General features: G+C 33.6%; 14 protein-coding genes. 6 read left to right on the top strand and 8 right to left on the bottom strand.

The window, feature by feature from the left end; genetic code table 11:
• Positions 1 to 4 precede the first annotated feature (4 nt).
• From panD to DG435_RS18240, 3 genes are read left to right on the top strand one after another with little or no spacing between them, the layout of a single operon-like run.
• Positions 5 to 355: an aspartate 1-decarboxylase gene (panD, locus tag DG435_RS18250; protein ID WP_106791004.1), complete on the top strand. Its 351-nt coding sequence runs from the start codon at positions 5 to 7 to the stop codon at positions 353 to 355.
• Between the two features lie 3 nt (positions 356 to 358).
• Entirely contained in the window at positions 359 to 1,324 is a 966-nt protein-coding gene (locus DG435_RS18245) for a lysylphosphatidylglycerol synthase transmembrane domain-containing protein (RefSeq protein ID WP_106791005.1), read from the top strand.
• Positions 1,325 to 1,372: 48 nt separating this feature from the next.
• The gene (locus DG435_RS18240; RefSeq protein WP_106791006.1) at positions 1,373 to 2,518 is read left to right on the top strand and encodes an alpha/beta hydrolase; all 1,146 of its coding nucleotides are present in this window, start codon (positions 1,373 to 1,375) and stop codon (positions 2,516 to 2,518) included.
• A 118-nt stretch (positions 2,519 to 2,636) separates the two neighbouring features.
• Here DG435_RS18240 and DG435_RS25650 read toward each other — a convergent pair whose 3' ends face one another.
• Positions 2,637 to 2,816, bottom strand: coding sequence for a hypothetical protein (locus DG435_RS25650; RefSeq protein WP_152538274.1), 180 nt, complete (start codon positions 2,814 to 2,816; stop codon positions 2,637 to 2,639).
• Between the two features lie 195 nt (positions 2,817 to 3,011).
• Between DG435_RS25650 and radA the strand changes: the two genes are divergently transcribed.
• A complete protein-coding gene (gene radA, locus DG435_RS18235) occupies positions 3,012 to 4,379 on the top strand; it encodes a DNA repair protein RadA (protein ID WP_106791007.1) in 1,368 nt (455 codons plus the stop codon).
• Here radA and DG435_RS18230 read toward each other — a convergent pair.
• On the bottom strand, positions 4,376 to 5,407 hold the full coding sequence (locus DG435_RS18230; protein ID WP_106791008.1) for an aldo/keto reductase: 1,032 nt from the start codon (positions 5,405 to 5,407) through the stop codon (positions 4,376 to 4,378). The genes radA and DG435_RS18230 overlap by 4 nt on opposite strands.
• A 370-nt stretch (positions 5,408 to 5,777) precedes the next feature.
• Between DG435_RS18230 and DG435_RS18225 the strand changes: the two genes are divergently transcribed.
• Positions 5,778 to 6,101, top strand: a complete 324-nt coding sequence (locus DG435_RS18225; RefSeq protein ID WP_106791009.1) for a hypothetical protein — start codon at positions 5,778 to 5,780, stop codon at positions 6,099 to 6,101.
• Positions 6,102 to 6,503: 402 nt separating this feature from the next.
• Here DG435_RS18225 and DG435_RS18220 read toward each other — a convergent pair whose 3' ends face one another.
• The 5 genes from DG435_RS18220 to DG435_RS18200 all read right to left on the bottom strand — a co-directional run bounded on the left by DG435_RS18220 (position 6,504) and on the right by DG435_RS18200 (position 13,329).
• A complete protein-coding gene (locus DG435_RS18220) occupies positions 6,504 to 7,217 on the bottom strand; it encodes a DUF434 domain-containing protein (RefSeq protein WP_106791010.1) in 714 nt (237 codons plus the stop codon).
• Positions 7,218 to 7,289: 72 nt separating this feature from the next.
• Entirely contained in the window at positions 7,290 to 7,586 is a 297-nt protein-coding gene (locus DG435_RS18215; RefSeq protein ID WP_199852624.1) for a phage repressor protein, read from the bottom strand.
• A gap of 215 nt (positions 7,587 to 7,801) precedes the next feature.
• Positions 7,802 to 11,176 (bottom strand): CHAT domain-containing protein, encoded by a 3,375-nt coding sequence (locus tag DG435_RS18210; protein ID WP_106791012.1) that lies wholly within the window; start codon positions 11,174 to 11,176, stop codon positions 7,802 to 7,804.
• A gap of 752 nt (positions 11,177 to 11,928) precedes the next feature.
• Positions 11,929 to 12,609, bottom strand: a complete 681-nt coding sequence (locus tag DG435_RS18205; RefSeq protein WP_106791013.1) for a TerB family tellurite resistance protein — start codon at positions 12,607 to 12,609, stop codon at positions 11,929 to 11,931.
• A gap of 213 nt (positions 12,610 to 12,822) precedes the next feature.
• On the bottom strand, positions 12,823 to 13,329 hold the full coding sequence (locus DG435_RS18200; RefSeq protein ID WP_159025434.1) for a hypothetical protein: 507 nt from the start codon (positions 13,327 to 13,329) through the stop codon (positions 12,823 to 12,825).
• 302 nt (positions 13,330 to 13,631) lie between these two features.
• Here DG435_RS18200 and DG435_RS18195 point away from each other — a divergent pair, with 302 nt between their 5' ends.
• Complete coding sequence (locus DG435_RS18195) at positions 13,632 to 14,036, top strand: hypothetical protein (protein ID WP_106791015.1); 405 nt, start codon at positions 13,632 to 13,634, stop codon at positions 14,034 to 14,036.
• A 72-nt stretch (positions 14,037 to 14,108) separates the two neighbouring features.
• On the opposite strand, the gene DG435_RS18190 is transcribed toward DG435_RS18195, so the two are convergent.
• A complete protein-coding gene (locus tag DG435_RS18190; RefSeq protein ID WP_106791016.1) occupies positions 14,109 to 15,068 on the bottom strand; it encodes an OmpA family protein in 960 nt (319 codons plus the stop codon).
• Between the last annotated feature and the right edge of the window lie 175 nt (positions 15,069 to 15,243).

The following is a 15,243-nucleotide window of genomic DNA, read 5'->3' as shown; positions in this document are numbered from 1 at the left end:
TAACATGTTTGTACACGTAGTAAAATCAAAAATTCATCGCGTTAAAGTGACTGGTGCCGATCTTAATTATATCGGTAGTATAACTATAGATCAAGATCTAATGGATGCTGCTAATATTGTTGAGGGAGAAAAGGTACAGATTGTAAATAATAATAATGGAGAACGTTTAGAAACTTATGCAATCCCAGGACCTAGAAAAAGTGGTGAAATCACATTAAATGGTGCTGCTGCTCGAAAAGTAGCAAAAGGAGACGTATTAATACTAATCACCTATGCCATGATGGATATTGAAGAAGCCAAAAACTTCAAACCAAGACTTCTTTTCCCAAATGAGGAAAATAATTTATTAAAATAAATAGTGAACCCTAAACTTATAAAGTTTCTTAAAATTATACTCCCTTTAGCATTGGGAGTTTTTTTAATTTGGTATTCTATCGCTTCGGCAACTCCAGAAGAAAGACAAAAAACGCTTCAGTATATCACACAAGCAGATCCTAAGTGGGTTATCCTTTCTGTTATTATGGGAATTATTTCTCATCTCTCAAGAGCATATCGTTGGAAGTTTTTATTAGAACCTTTGGGATATCCGATCAAACTATCAAATAGTTTTATGGCTATTATGGTAGGATACCTTGCTAATCTGGGAATCCCAAGATCTGGAGAAATTCTACGTGGAGGCACGATATCAACATATGAAGGCGTTCCTTTTAAAAAAGCATTTGGAACTATTATCTCAGAACGAGTTATTGATCTGTTAATGCTTTTACTAATAATAGGCATCACTCTGCTTTTTCAATCAGAACTTCTATTATCATACTTAGAAGAAAAAATTGCAAATCCTTTTATCACTCTTGCTATTTTATTGGGGCTATTAATTGCCGGAATAGCATTCTTAAAAATCATAAAAACCTCTAGTAATCCAATACTCATTAAATTACGAAATTTTGGAATTGGTCTTTTAGAAGGGATAAAAAGCATTTCTAAGATAAGGCAAAAAAGAGCTTTTGTGTTTCATACTTTTTTTATTTGGACACTTTATGTAGGGATGTTTTATATTATCAAATTTACGGTTCCCGAAACCACTTCTTTATCTATAGGTCCTATATTAGCTACCTTTGTAGCAGGATCATTTGCTATGTCTACTACCAATGGAGGTATTGGTGCATTTCCTATCGCAATTGCTACAATTTTATTGCTTTTTGATATCGAAAAACCAGCAGGAGAAGCTTTTGGCTGGATATTATGGGGCTCACAAACCGCAATAAATATAATCATTGGGGCGTTATCCTTTTTGTTCCTCCCTATTTTAAACAGAGAAAAATAAGGAAATAATTTATATATTGTCCCTTGCTTAACCTTAATCCTAATACTTATGAAAAAAAGTGTGACTCTTATTATAGCTTGTATTTTTGTTGTTTCCAGTTATGGTCAAACAATATATGAGTCTTTCAGATCTATCAAATTAGACCAAAGTAGAGAGTTAAAAATTCAGCTTCCGCGTAATTACAAGAAAAATGAAGATAAAATATATCCCTTGATTATTGTTCTTGATGGGGATTATTTATTCGAACCAGTTGCCGGAAACGTGGATTACTTTTCCTATTGGGAAGATATGCCTGAATCAATTGTTGTTGGTGTTAATCAAAGAAAAACCAGAGAAGATGATTGCAGGTACGATACTGCAGAGTTTTTACCGACTCTAAAAGGAGCAGAATTCTTCGAATTTATAGGACAAGAGCTTGTTCCTTATCTTAATGAAACTTATCGTACCGCACAACTTAAAATTATTGTTGGACATGACTATACTGCTAATTTTATAAATTACTTTTTGTTTAAAGACAATCCTATTTTTCAGGGATATATATGCATTAGCCCAGAATTAGGACCGCCGATGGGAGACCGAATTTCAAGTAAATTAGCGATTTCTTCTGATATTTGGTATTATCTGGCTACTGCAACTAATGATGCCGATAATATCAAAAAGAACCTCATTGCTCTAGATGAAAAACTGTCTGTAATAGAAAATACTGAAATGAGTTATTTCTTTGATAATTTTGACGAATCTTCTCATTATACTTTGGTTGGAAAAGCCATTCCTAATGCTCTCGAAGGTATTTTTGAAATGTATCGCCCAATCAGTAAGAAAACTTACAAAGAAGTTCTTCTTACACTAGAAACTTCGCCCTATGACTATCTTGTAGATATGTATAAAACTACAGAAAAGTTGTATGGTATAAAGCGTAAAATAAGAATCAACGATTTTATTGCAGTATCTACCGCTCTCGAAAAGAATGAAAACTGGTCAGAATTAGAACCTTTAGGCAAGTTAGCTATAAAAGAGCATTCTGATTTAATGCTGGGATATTATTATTTAGGTATGTTCTACGAACAAACAGGAGAGCCTAAAAAAGCTATGAGAGCTTACGAAAGTGGTTTTCAACTTTCTGAAGTTGCTTTCTTAACCAAAGATTATATGCTGGATAAAGTCAACAAAATTAAAGAAGATTTTGGCTGGTAAAAGTAAATTAGTTTTCAATACTTAAAAAAGGAAGCTTGTCAATATATATTGACAAGCTTCGTAGGATTTTAATGTAAAGAATTCTTCGAAACTCTGTTTCATGAATTATTTAGATTCATTAGCAGCAGCTCAAGCATCGCAAGTAACACACTCCAGAGCTGTTTCCGGCGTTTATACATTCTACCATGCACTTAGTCTTATCCAAACTACAACAGGCAGAATTGGGAGAACCTCCGTTAATTTCTTTTTGAGCAATTTTACTAATTAGTTTTACTCCGGTTAATTTTAGAATTTTCATAATGGTATAATTTTATTGGTTAATAAAAAATATTCAGAAACCTATCTCTGAACACCATATAAAGATACCATATTTCCGATTAAGGAGATTGATTTTTAAAATTCGAACAAAAATATTTGATACTTGTTTTAAGAGTTCATTTTTGTTTACTGTATTATCAAAATAATAGTATTTTTACACTCTTATCAATCTTCTATGGCTAAGACCAAAACTGTTTTTTTCTGTCAGAATTGTGGAGCACAATATTCCAAATGGCAAGGACAATGTACATCATGCAAGGAATGGAATACTATTGCCGAAGAAGTCGTTCAAAAAGCTTCAGCAAGTGATTGGAAAAGTGCTACATCCAGTTCTAAAACAAATAAAACAGCCAAGCCTTTACGAATTTCAGAAATTGACACTAGCCAAGAAGCTCGATACAATACAGATGATACAGAATTAAATCGGGTACTTGGAGGAGGATTGGTACCTGGTTCTTTAACACTACTAGGAGGCGAACCAGGAATAGGAAAAAGTACATTACTATTACAAATCAGTCTTAAATTACCATATAAGACATTATATGTTTCTGGAGAAGAAAGTCAACAGCAAATCAAGATGCGTGCAGAACGTATCTATTCTAAAACGGATAATTGCTTAATTCTTACCGAAACCAAGACTCAAAACATCTTTAGGCAAATTGAGGAAACTCAACCCGATATTGTTATTATAGATTCTATCCAAACCTTACACAGTGATTATATAGAAAGTAGTGCAGGAAGTATTTCTCAGATCCGAGAATGCACTACAGAATTAATCAAGTTTGCCAAAGAAACTGCAACGCCTGTGGTATTGATTGGTCATATCACAAAAGATGGCAATATCGCCGGCCCAAAAATCCTGGAGCATATGGTTGATACTGTACTACAGTTTGAAGGAGATCGAAACCATGTATACAGAATTTTACGTGCTTTAAAAAATAGATTTGGGTCTACTTCTGAGTTAGGAATTTACGAAATGCAAGGAAGCGGTCTACGAGAAGTTACGAATCCCAGTGAAATCCTGATCTCTAAAAAAGAAGAAGAATTAAGTGGCACTGCTATAGCTTCTACTGTAGAAGGTATGAGGCCTCTCATGATAGAAGTACAAGCTTTGGTGAGCACAGCAGTATACGGGACCCCGCAACGTAGTGCAACAGGATACAACCTTAAACGTCTTAACATGATCCTGGCAGTTTTAGAGAAACGCGCTGGTTTTAGATTAGGAGCCAAAGATGTATTCCTTAATATCACAGGAGGCATCTCTGTAGATGACCCTGCAATTGATCTGGCAGTAGTTGCAGCCATATTATCTTCAAGTGAAGACATCCCTATACCCAAAGACTTTTGCTTTGCTGCAGAGGTTGGCCTGGCAGGAGAAATACGCCCGGTAACCAAAGTAGAACAACGTATACAAGAAGCAGAGAAACTAGGTTTCTCTACTATCTTTGTTTCTAAATACAATAAAATATCCTTGAAAAATACTCAAATTCAAATTCAGATGGTTTCCAAAATCGAAGATGTAGTTGAGTTTTTGTTTGGTTAAGGAGCCGGATTAGGATTATTTTCATGTACCGCCTCTATCTCATCTAAGATCGCATCAGAAAGGGTAATATCGATACTACCAATATTTTCTTTTAACTGATCTAATGATGTAGCACCGATAATATTACTAGTTACAAAAGGGCGATCATTTATAAATGCCAAAGCCATTTGAGTTAAACTTATACCATGTTTTTTTGCTATCTCATTATACGCTCTTGTTGCTTCAAACGATTTCTCGTTATGATATCTTGCAAATTGGGGAAATAAGGTTACCCTGGCATTTTTTGGAGTTTCATCAAGGTATTTTCCTGTTAATTGTCCAAAACCAAGAGGAGAATAGGGTAAATGCCCAATATTTTCGCGATGCAAAACTTCGGTAAGACCAACCTCATCTTTTCGGTTTAATAAATTATATGGGTTTTGAACCGTGATCATTTTCGGAGCTCCTTTTCGAGCTTCTTCAGCATAGCGCATTACTCCATAAGGCGTTTCATTAGAAAGACCTATTTGCCTTATTTTTCCTGCTGCAACAAAATCCTGAAGATAGCTTAACACTTCTCTAAAATTATCTTCCCATTGCTCGGATTCGTTATGAGTATACCCCCTAACTCCAAAGAAATTGGTATCTCGTTCTGGCCAATGTAATTGATACAGATCAATATAATCCGTTTGTAATCGTTGCAGGCTTTTATGTATTGCATCAGTAAACTCTGCTTTTGTAAAACCTCCTGTACGAATATGATTAACAAAATCTCTCGGGCCAACAATTTTTGTAGCGATAACTACATCATCCCGTTTATTTGTTTTTTTTAACCACGTTCCAATAATTCTTTCTGTGCTTCCCTGGGTTTTTTTATCTGCCGGAACAGAATACAACTCTGCTGTATCAATAAAATTAATCCCCTGGTCAATCGCATAGTCCAACTGTTGATGTCCTTCTTCTTCTGTATTTTGTTCACCCCAGGTCATGCTTCCCAGGCATATTTTACTCACTCGTATATCTGTACCTGGTAATGTAGTGTACTTCATTCTTTTGGTTGTAAATTTTTAAGTTGAGAATAAAAAAAACTATGAAATGAGCTACTTAACTCGTTTTATAATTTATATAGTATAATATTAAATTCATGACCAAAAGTAGAAACTCTTCTCTTAGTTAGTGTAAAAATTATCATAATAAATCTGATCAAAACACAATCTATACCTCTGCGTCTTTTCTTTCTAGATGTGAAATAAATCCACAATCAGTATACCAAATCAACAGTTTTTAAATAACGAGTTAAAAACACGAAAAACATAAACAATTAATAATCAGAATTTTACATAAAAATAGATTATTTCATATTCCGGAATGATAATTTCTTTTTACATAATAAAGTATAACGAAATTAATTCTAAGAATATGAAAAAGATAAGTATCATAGCTGCTATCTGTGTTGTCCTATTTTCATTCCAAACCGTATCTGCACAAGAAGTCGAAGAAGCTCTGCCAATCACTAAAACAGAAGCTTCTACCAATCAGGAGGATTATAAACAAGTCAAAATAGACAAGCTTTCTGAAATCATTAAAGCTGCTGTAGAAAAAGATTTTCCAGAAGCTAGTATTTCTGAGGCCTATACTGACAAGATTGGAAATTACAAATTAATCCTTACCATAGGTAACGACACTAAAACGGTATATACCAACGCTAGGGGAGAATGGTTTGATCCAAGTAAAAAAAGGTGATGCCAAGTTACTGACTTCTTCCTTATTTTAACCAGAAAAGAGCTTCTTATATAAGAAGCTCTTTTTTTAATTAAAACGGATACGACTACCCCTTGCCGCATCCGTTTCACACACTAAACCAACCTAAAATTATTCCTCCAACATCCATCAAATATATTTTAGGAATGAACCTATAAAAGCTTCTCTCTATACATAAACGCTACATTTCTTCCTTTCTATTTTTACTTTTTTGACCCCCTATTCCAAGTTTAATCTATAGATTAAAGTAATCATATGTTCATTGGTTTACTCAAAAGTAAGGCAGACTATCGTTGTACAAAACACAGAATGAGGGAATGGTAGTTTTGAATGAGGGAACTCTTATTTTGAAGTATTATATCAAACTAAGATATTTGTTTGGTGTTATTCTGCACATATTATATTCGCCTCCTGGATATAATGATCAACTAGATAAGCGGCCAGATTTGTGTTTTTTTGTGCTCTATCCAATATCCAAGCATCAGAGCTTACTACAATATGTGCTGAGCTTGCTAATTCCTTATCAGGGTTATTAACCAAATCTATTTCCCAGGAAAAATGGTGTTGTTCTGCTAATTCTCGAAGTGTTGTTTTTAATCGCCCGCTGTTAGAAACCGGAGCATCAAAATACCAGTGTACCCAACTTACTCCAAGCTTATCAAGTGTATTTCCTATTATTAGAAGGGCTTCTTCTGTTTTTTGAACTCGTTTATAGGTACCGTGAACACCAGATACATCGCGATAATATCCATCAAGTCCTTTAAAAATATATGCTCCGGACAAGGCACTTTCGAGAATAATCAATAGGTTAAATCCGTCTATCGCTATGGTTTGCCCTTTTAACATTTTTGACGTTACCCTATTTTTATTACGAATCACAATTTGTTGTTCACTACAACTCATACCATGTAAAGCCCTTTGTTGTCGTGCATTAAGGGTATAGCGATTTCCTACCAACTGTACAGATGATTTTTCTGCATAACCGTGAGAAAGGAGATACAACATATCTTTTGCTGCTGCTTTTAATTTTTCCTGCATCGGCAACTCTCCAAACAATCGATCATCACTAGCTTCTCTTCCTCTATTGCGAGTAGTCATTTATATTTACTTTGATAAAACAGTATATAAAGTTGATGTATACAAACAAAAAAAGCGCTCTCAGCGCTATCTCTATGACATTGGTAATATCTCTATTACTTTACCATATACATTTTTGGTCCACCCGTTAAGGCGTCCTCGGTTATTACCGATCAGCAATCCTCGTTTAGCATTTTTTCCTTTGACCAAATGCGTAAAACAGTTCCCTCTTACTTTACAAAAAACAATGTCTCCTGCTTCGCAATCTTCCCAATGTACGGGTTCAAGTAATACAGGTTGTTTTGATTTTAAGATGGGTAACATAGAATTACCAGGTTCTTTGGAGACAATAGTCTCACCATTCAATAGTTTTTGAATTTTCCAATTCATCATACATAGTTTTAAAAATTAAACATAAATTCATAAACTATGGAGTATGGTTTTATACCAAAGAACTTGTACAAAAGTAGGTATTTAACTTGAATTATCCATAACTCTTAATTAATTGTCAGTCTTATTTAAGTAAATCTATAACTTAATAAACCCTCGAAAGTGCCTGTACTAAGCCCCTTTGATAAACTTAGTAAAGACCTGTTGAAGTATATTTACAATTTTACATTCTTATTTCTCCTTCTATACAAAAACACAACCAAAAGTATAATTCCTACAATACCTAATCCTAAAATCCAATATAGTTGAGTGTGGTCATTAAACTGCATTGCAGTAGTATCTCCTACCAGGTAAAATCCCCCCCAATAAAAAGGATCGGTACGATTGATATTAGCAGTGGTTAAATATTGTAGTTTAGCCTGTTGTAAGGCTTTACCTTTATGCATCCCTGTCTTAAGGTTGGTGTAGAAATATTTCATTAATTCTGGAGTCGTTTGATCTGACACCTCCCAACTGGTGAGCAACAAACTTTTGGTTCCTGCATACTGAAAAGCAGTACCCAGACTCATAATACCTTCTCCTTTAGCAATCTTACCACTACCCGTATTACAGGCACTAAGTACGGTGAGTTCTGCAGGGATATCCAGAGCAAACAACTCGTGACTATAGAGCAGGTTATCTTCTATAGTGTCTTTACTCTTGGTAAAATAGAGTTTAGAGTTCTCTGGGCGTTCGTTATCTACCTCTCCATGTAGTGCCAGGTGTAGGATATTGTATTGACCTGCATTGCTCTTAAAATTAGCTTCTATTGCCTGTGATCCAAAATAGTATTGTCCATCGATAATATCAGAAATGGCTTTGATCTCTTTACGAGTTCCCGGTAGATCACCACCAGTATCTCTTAGTGTAGCCATGCTCATTGCACGTGTTTCAGTAGTTTGTGTACTATCTGAAAAAGAAAACGCCAGACATTCTTGTAATGGTTTAGTTGTCAAATCACTTTTAAAAGTAGTAAACAACAGATTTGCAGAATTGGCATAAGTAACCGCATATTTCTTAAGTAAATAAGATAAGAGAGCTGGATTATTAGAATCGTCTTTTTGAGTGAGCAATAACTCAAAGTTAAGATGCCATAGCGGTCCATCGGGGATTATGATCAATTGATCCCCGACTAATTTATCTTTAACCGGTGGTATAAGTGTATTATACAAAGCATATGCTTGTTGTTTATATGCTCCTGTGTTTTTGGAAATGATACTTTTACGAAATGCTTCAACTTGCTCAGTAAGCTTTGGAGTGGATAGTTCTTGTACACTAATATCATATTTAGAAATCATAAAAGCATAGGTAATACTATCCGCAGTAAAGTATTCTAATAAAGTAGTTTCTTGATCTAACTTTTTTTGAATATCGACAATTGAAATTACTTTGTTATTATACTTTAAATGGTAATATTTAGGGTAGTTCTTTTCTAATACCTCATTTAATGAATCTTGCTTCCTGTTTATACTAAATAATTTATTTTTGAATTCTATTAATTTACTTGATTCAGATTTTTCTTTTTGGATTTTTGATTGATAATAGGATCTGTCAATTTTTAATTTTTTTTCGAATTTTATTATCTTTTCAGGTAATCCTGAAAACCTTTTAGAATCATTATTAATCAATTCTATTAAAGTGTTTGCTTTACTTTTTTCAGAAAAATAAAGAACATCTTGTAAATCTAAAATATCATTATTGTACAGCAACATTGATCCTTCTATTGCAATCTTATTAATATCTTTAGCCTTTTTAGAAAAAAATACTTTGTCCTTGTAATTCGTATTATGAAACCTTGCAAAACGTATCAAAGAATCCGAAATTTTACATTGTTTCTGGCTTTTCAAAAGGTTATTCGTATTCAAACTTTTTCTGTATGCCAATAAATATGCTTTAGCTTGCCCTTCATAAGAACTCAATAAAACATTATGATTCAAAAAATTAGAAAACTTCACTTCTGTTGAAGAATTAGATCTTTGGTTTGATTCAACTGCTTTTTTGAAGTTAGAAATAGCCAAAATATAGTTATCATTAGCCAAATTAGCATTTCCTATTAGGTTGTAAATATGAGATACTCTAGGGTTATTTTCTCCATATTCACTAATTCTTATTTCTAAAGCATCTTGAAGGTATTTTAAGGCAAGATCTATATTCTTATCTCTAGTATATAATTGACCTATTTCTTTATAACTATTGGCAAGAGATACATGACTTCCTTTATATCTTTTGTTTTTAATCTTTAGGGATTTCATGAAAAATTGAAGCGCTTTATCCTTTTCATCTTTAAGCATATATACTGTTCCTAAGTTATTATAACCATCTGCAATAGCGATATGACTTTCCCCATAAACTTTTTCTTTTAAATCAATTGACTTTTTTAAACACTCTATTGCTTTTATATAGTTGTCCATTTCTATATAAATAAGCCCCATTTTGTTATAAATAAAAGCAAACTCTCTATCGTCTTGATTGTTTTTTTCTAATAGACGAATGATTCTCCGATTGAAGTCAAGAGCCATATTCAAACGCCCTGTAAAATAATATATACTGGCAAGATTATAATAAACAAGATAAAGGTCTAAGTGATCCTCTCCTAACTCCTTTCGGATCATTTTCGAAGTCTTCACTAATATTTCTGACGCCAGGTCATAAAACCCTTGTTCTTTGTATGAATTGGCCAGATTAACATTAATTTTTCTTAGTTTTAAATGGCCTTCACCAAAAAAAGATTTTTCAATAGCTAATACTTTATTTTGATACTTGATTGCAGTATCGATTTCTCCCTTAATATAATGATATATTCCCAATTTACTAATAGAAGAACTTGTTTGCAAATTGTTTTCGCCAAAATATTCTTTCCTGATGTTAAGACTTTTTTCAAAATTATCACGTGCTTGTTCGAAATTCCATTTTCGGAGATGATAATGCCCCTTTATATCATAGATATCTGCTATTTTATAATGACTAGATCCATGATGTTTAGTAATTAAAGCAAGTGCCTTTTCAACATTTTTTCTTACGTCTTCATACTTACCTTTATAAATATTTATCCTGGCCAAATTAATATAGAAATTGTATAAATCTGAAGGGTATTGAAAAGCTAGTTTTTCTCGAATGTTTAATGCTTTTTTATAATATTCTTCGGCTTTTTTATTATTGGATTTTATGTAATAATAATAATCTCCTAAATTATCCAGAACTTTTGATTTTTGCTGATCTAATTTATGAGTATTACATAAAGACAATGCCTGTTGCATAGAAGACATTGCCTTTTTATCTTCAATTAAAAAGATGTAGTTTGATGACAATCCGTTATAACAAGCTACAACACGTTCTTGGGCTTTGGCTTTTTCATAAATAGACAAAGCTTTTTTAAAATAAACGATAGAACTATCTGAATACCTATGTACCAATAACGAATCTGCTTTTTTATAATATTGAAAAGCTAGCAAAGTATCATTTGTTACTTGTGCATGAGTAGCCTGTAACGATAAAACACACAAAATAATAGAGAAAAAGGAGGTTAGAAAAATCGATGCTAATTTTTTCATAAGAGAGCTTTGATCAATAAACGAAATTATAGTTTTATATTTTATCACATACAGTGTTATATCTCTTTAAAGAGAAGTGTACTGTTCTAAAAAATAGATCATCTAATAAAAGTATGCTCCTCTTTAGATGATCTTTGGGTAGGATTGATAACAAAGATATAGGTTTATATCGTTTTAGTATTCACTTTTTATTCTTGCTTATGAACAGATTTGATGTAGCGTCTACTTTATAATATGTGATTTTCCAGAAAAAGGGAAGATTTAAAATTTCTTGTCAGACTCAGGGTGACAGGCATATGTGCACCAACCAGTTATAAACTTAGGGCGATACCCCTTTGCAACACCCTTCGAAGCGTTACTGAGGTCCTTCGAAGGCTCCCTTTATGGCCTCGAACCCCAAAAATTATCACTTTTACCCTTCCTCTCAAGCCCTTTATGCCATATAACATCAGCTCGAAGCCTGAATGTATCACTTCGAAGAGTCGTTATCATCCCTCGAAGTATTAAAATATCAGCTCGAACCACCTTTTGATAGGGTCTTCCCCATGTCAACAAGGGGGTATCCCCTTATTGTGAAAGGTTGTATCGTCTTAAAAAAGCATCAAGAAACTATCCCATAAAAAACACCTGAACTCACATTGGTTCTCGATACATTTTGCTTCACTATGTTTCACAAAACACTCGATCAGACAATATTCTATTGATTAAGCTTACGCCAAATACCAACGCTAGATAAAAAATTATCAGAAGCCTTAATTCAATTGTTCTTTTTTAATCTTGGTCATGTCTTTTTGCATTAGTTTATCAATCAATGTCTGATACATCTCTTTTGGTAATCCACAAGCGATAAGATATTCTTTCATAAGGTTCTCTTCTTCTTTTTCGATAGCTCCATCTGCCAATAGTACTACAGCTGCTTGTGCCAAAATATTAATTAGCGCTTCTGATGATAGTTCATTTCGTGCTTCATTAAGAAAATTAAAGACCTGGTTATCCTGGTTACCAGTTGCTTTTATATTTTGATGTATTGCCATTAATTCTTCTTTCATTTCTGGTAATCCTTCTATAGCATCCATAATTTCGCGCTCTTCTTCTGCAGCAAAATCTCCATCGATAATCGACATATGCGTCATCGAAGCTATAAGCGCTTTGGCAAATACTAATTTTGCCCGTTTTTGATTCTCGTTAATCTCATCCTGAGAGCGTTGTAAAATCGTTTTTACACTTTCGTTATAGGCACTTTTACAGCTGTCACATTGATAAAACCGATCTACTACATCCAATGGGATCATGGGAATAAAAAACAAAGTAAACCATCTGCGATAGAGCTTATTTACGAGATTTCCATTATTACAATTTGGGCATGAATTTGATAAAACAGGACTTTCACTCACCGTGTGTTTTAGTCCTCTTGTTCCGAAGATAATAAACATAATTATGTAGGTATTTATAGATTTAAGGTATTTTAAAGATACTATAATATTCTAAACCTCCTAATAATCAAATTACTATCCTTATATTGCCGAACTCCTTATGGTAAAATTAAACCTGGAGTAGCAGGAGAAGTTATGTTTTTCGTCAAAATATTGATTTATACCGTCTGTGACCCGAATTTACTGGAATATAGAAACAGTTCGTGTTATGGCTTATTCACTTTTTTTGGCGATACCACATTTTCTCCGTACTGTTCTTTCGGCAAGGGCTGCGACATTTCTGGCTCGATCCTCAGAGCCTCCGTCTTTAATAACCTCATTATATATTGTTTGGTTTTCTATAAGACCACGTAGGATACAGGTAAATCCTGGACTGTCTTTGCCTCTGAAAGGATTCTTTTTTTTGGGTTTTGCGATCAACTCCCCGAACAAGCGATCTTTTAATACGTTATCTTTTTGGACTTCTACTACCAACGTATATAGGACATTTTGATCTTCTGGATCCATATCACTCACCTTATCCAAGGCATTAGAATATTCATCATTGGTGAAATTAAAATATGCATAGATATCAAAGTGGTTGTTTTCTTCTTTTTCATCCTCCTGCACCTCTTCTTCACTTTGTATTTCTTCTTCATTCTGGTACCCTTCTTCGCTTTCCTGGCTTACTCCTTTAATCACGGATACTATTAATATTATAAAAATGGGGAGCCTCTTCATTTGTTCTATAGTTTTAAATTAATTTGGGTATAATAAACGTCTGGCAACGTCCTTTTGTTATCTGCTTTCCTTATTTTTATACTTTTATATAAAAACAGTATGCTTTTTCACTATATGCATAAATAAGGATTTTATTTTTGTTTATTAAATCCGTGGCACGCTTTTTGGTTTTTATCAAATAAATTACCTATTTTGAGGCAATTTTTAAGGTTATTTTAACAATAAAATAAATTTTATCACGTTCTGATAACCGGTGTAATTAACCTATAAACTATAATACATTATTTTAACACCCAAACACTATGAAAAAATTATTTTTACTTGCATTTGTACTATGCGCAGGAATTGCAACTCAAGCTCAACAAAAAAACAGCAAGGAGCTTAGTGATCTCTTTAGTGATGAGTTATATCCTCTAGCTAAAGATGTTTCAGAATTTACCGATAATAAAGTTATTGCTCATGGTAATGTGATTTCTATTGTAAAAAAGACTGGAACGACCTCTTTGGCAAAGAAAAGAATAGAAGGTATATCTATTGAGGCATATAGCCTTACGTTACTTACTTCTAAAGGCAAAGAAATAGCATTAACTGACCAGTTATTAGCTAACAAAGTAGTAAATAAATTTTTTGAAGTGTTAAAGCGTGTCAAGGAAAGCTCTAAGACTAACAATAGAAAAGAAGTTGAAGACATACTAAATGGTCTATAATATAATCTCTCCAATAGGATAGATAAGAAAAGAGCGACACAATGTGTCGCTCTTTTTATATTCAATTACTTCTTATATATCATTCAATAGTTTAGTGATTTCATCCAATTTTGGAGTTAGGATCACTTCTATTCTTCTGTTTTTACTTTTTCCTGTACTAGTATCATTAGAAGCTACAGGAGCAAACTCACCTCTACCGGCTGCAGTAATGTTTTGCGGGTCAATTTTCTGGTTTTGCAACAAAATATTTACAATGGCAGTGGCTCTCTTGGTAGACAAATCCCAGTTACCAGATAGTTGCCCATTTCCTGTATATGGTACATTATCGGTATGCCCTTCTATCAAAACAGCGATATCGGTATTATCACCCAATACTCTCCCTAATTGTTTTACCGCTTTTTGTCCTTGGGCGCCCACAGCCCAACTACCAGATTCGAATAGTAGTTTGTTTTCCATAGAGATATAGACTTTACCATTACGCTCTTCTACGGTGAGGCCTTTACCTTCAAAATTTCGTAGTGCTTTGGATATTGCATTTTTAAGTGCCTGCATTTTGGCATCTTTGGCGGCAATCAATCCTTCCAATTCATCCACTCGTTTAGAACGAGAAGCCAGATCTCTCTGTAATGCATCCAAACGATTACGTTCTTCGGCCAGCGCTCTTTCTTTTTCTTCCAGTTGTTTTAGCAGTTCTCTATTTTTTCTGCTATTTGCTGCAATAGCTGCCGAGCTGTTTTTCTCTAATGCATCGTACGAATCTTTTAAGTTTTCATAATTGGCTTGTGCAGCATTATACTTTCCTTGCAAATCATCTCTTTCGGCTTTAACCTTTTGATATTCGGCATCTAATTGTTCTAGTGCTTTTCTAGTGGCATCACTTGTTTTTTCTAAAGCTGCTAGTTCATCTTTGGTTTTACGATTTTCTCGCTTCAGTCGGGCATACTTGCTTTCTAATTCTTTGTATACTTTAGAAGAAACACAAGAAGTCATAAGAGTACCAACAAGTATAACAGATACGATTCTTTTTATCATTTTATGTTGTTTATGGGGTTGTTCTTTTTTACGTTTCTATTTACATTCAAAAAACTTATTCTCGATACACCGCGCCTGAAAACGCAGCATTCGAATTGACGGTCTTTATTCAATAGACTACTTAGATTTAGTAATATTACATTGTTTCGATATTGTTTAATCTCGTCAACAAAAT

The organism is Aquimarina sp. Aq78, from assembly GCF_900299525.1.
GTDB lineage: Bacteria > Bacteroidota > Bacteroidia > Flavobacteriales > Flavobacteriaceae > Aquimarina.
Note: the sequence above shows the minus strand (reverse complement) of the source record. Positions and strands in the feature narration are given on the sequence as shown.

Coding starts and splice junctions, on each gene's coding strand:
- panD (WP_106791004.1), top strand. CDS start 5: ATGTTTGTACACGTAGTAAAATCAAAAATTCATCGCGTTAAAGTGACT.
- DG435_RS18240 (WP_106791006.1), top strand. CDS start 1,373: ATGAAAAAAAGTGTGACTCTTATTATAGCTTGTATTTTTGTTGTTTCC.
- DG435_RS25650 (WP_152538274.1), bottom strand. CDS start 2,816: ATGAAAATTCTAAAATTAACCGGAGTAAAACTAATTAGTAAAATTGCT.
- radA (WP_106791007.1), top strand. CDS start 3,012: ATGGCTAAGACCAAAACTGTTTTTTTCTGTCAGAATTGTGGAGCACAA.
- DG435_RS18230 (WP_106791008.1), bottom strand. CDS start 5,407: ATGAAGTACACTACATTACCAGGTACAGATATACGAGTGAGTAAAATA.
- DG435_RS18225 (WP_106791009.1), top strand. CDS start 5,778: ATGAAAAAGATAAGTATCATAGCTGCTATCTGTGTTGTCCTATTTTCA.
- DG435_RS18220 (WP_106791010.1), bottom strand. CDS start 7,217: ATGACTACTCGCAATAGAGGAAGAGAAGCTAGTGATGATCGATTGTTT.
- DG435_RS18215 (WP_199852624.1), bottom strand. CDS start 7,586: ATGAATTGGAAAATTCAAAAACTATTGAATGGTGAGACTATTGTCTCC.
- DG435_RS18210 (WP_106791012.1), bottom strand. CDS start 11,176: ATGAAAAAATTAGCATCGATTTTTCTAACCTCCTTTTTCTCTATTATT.
- DG435_RS18205 (WP_106791013.1), bottom strand. CDS start 12,609: ATGTTTATTATCTTCGGAACAAGAGGACTAAAACACACGGTGAGTGAA.
- DG435_RS18200 (WP_159025434.1), bottom strand. CDS start 13,329: ATGAAGAGGCTCCCCATTTTTATAATATTAATAGTATCCGTGATTAAA.
- DG435_RS18195 (WP_106791015.1), top strand. CDS start 13,632: ATGAAAAAATTATTTTTACTTGCATTTGTACTATGCGCAGGAATTGCA.
- DG435_RS18190 (WP_106791016.1), bottom strand. CDS start 15,068: ATGATAAAAAGAATCGTATCTGTTATACTTGTTGGTACTCTTATGACT.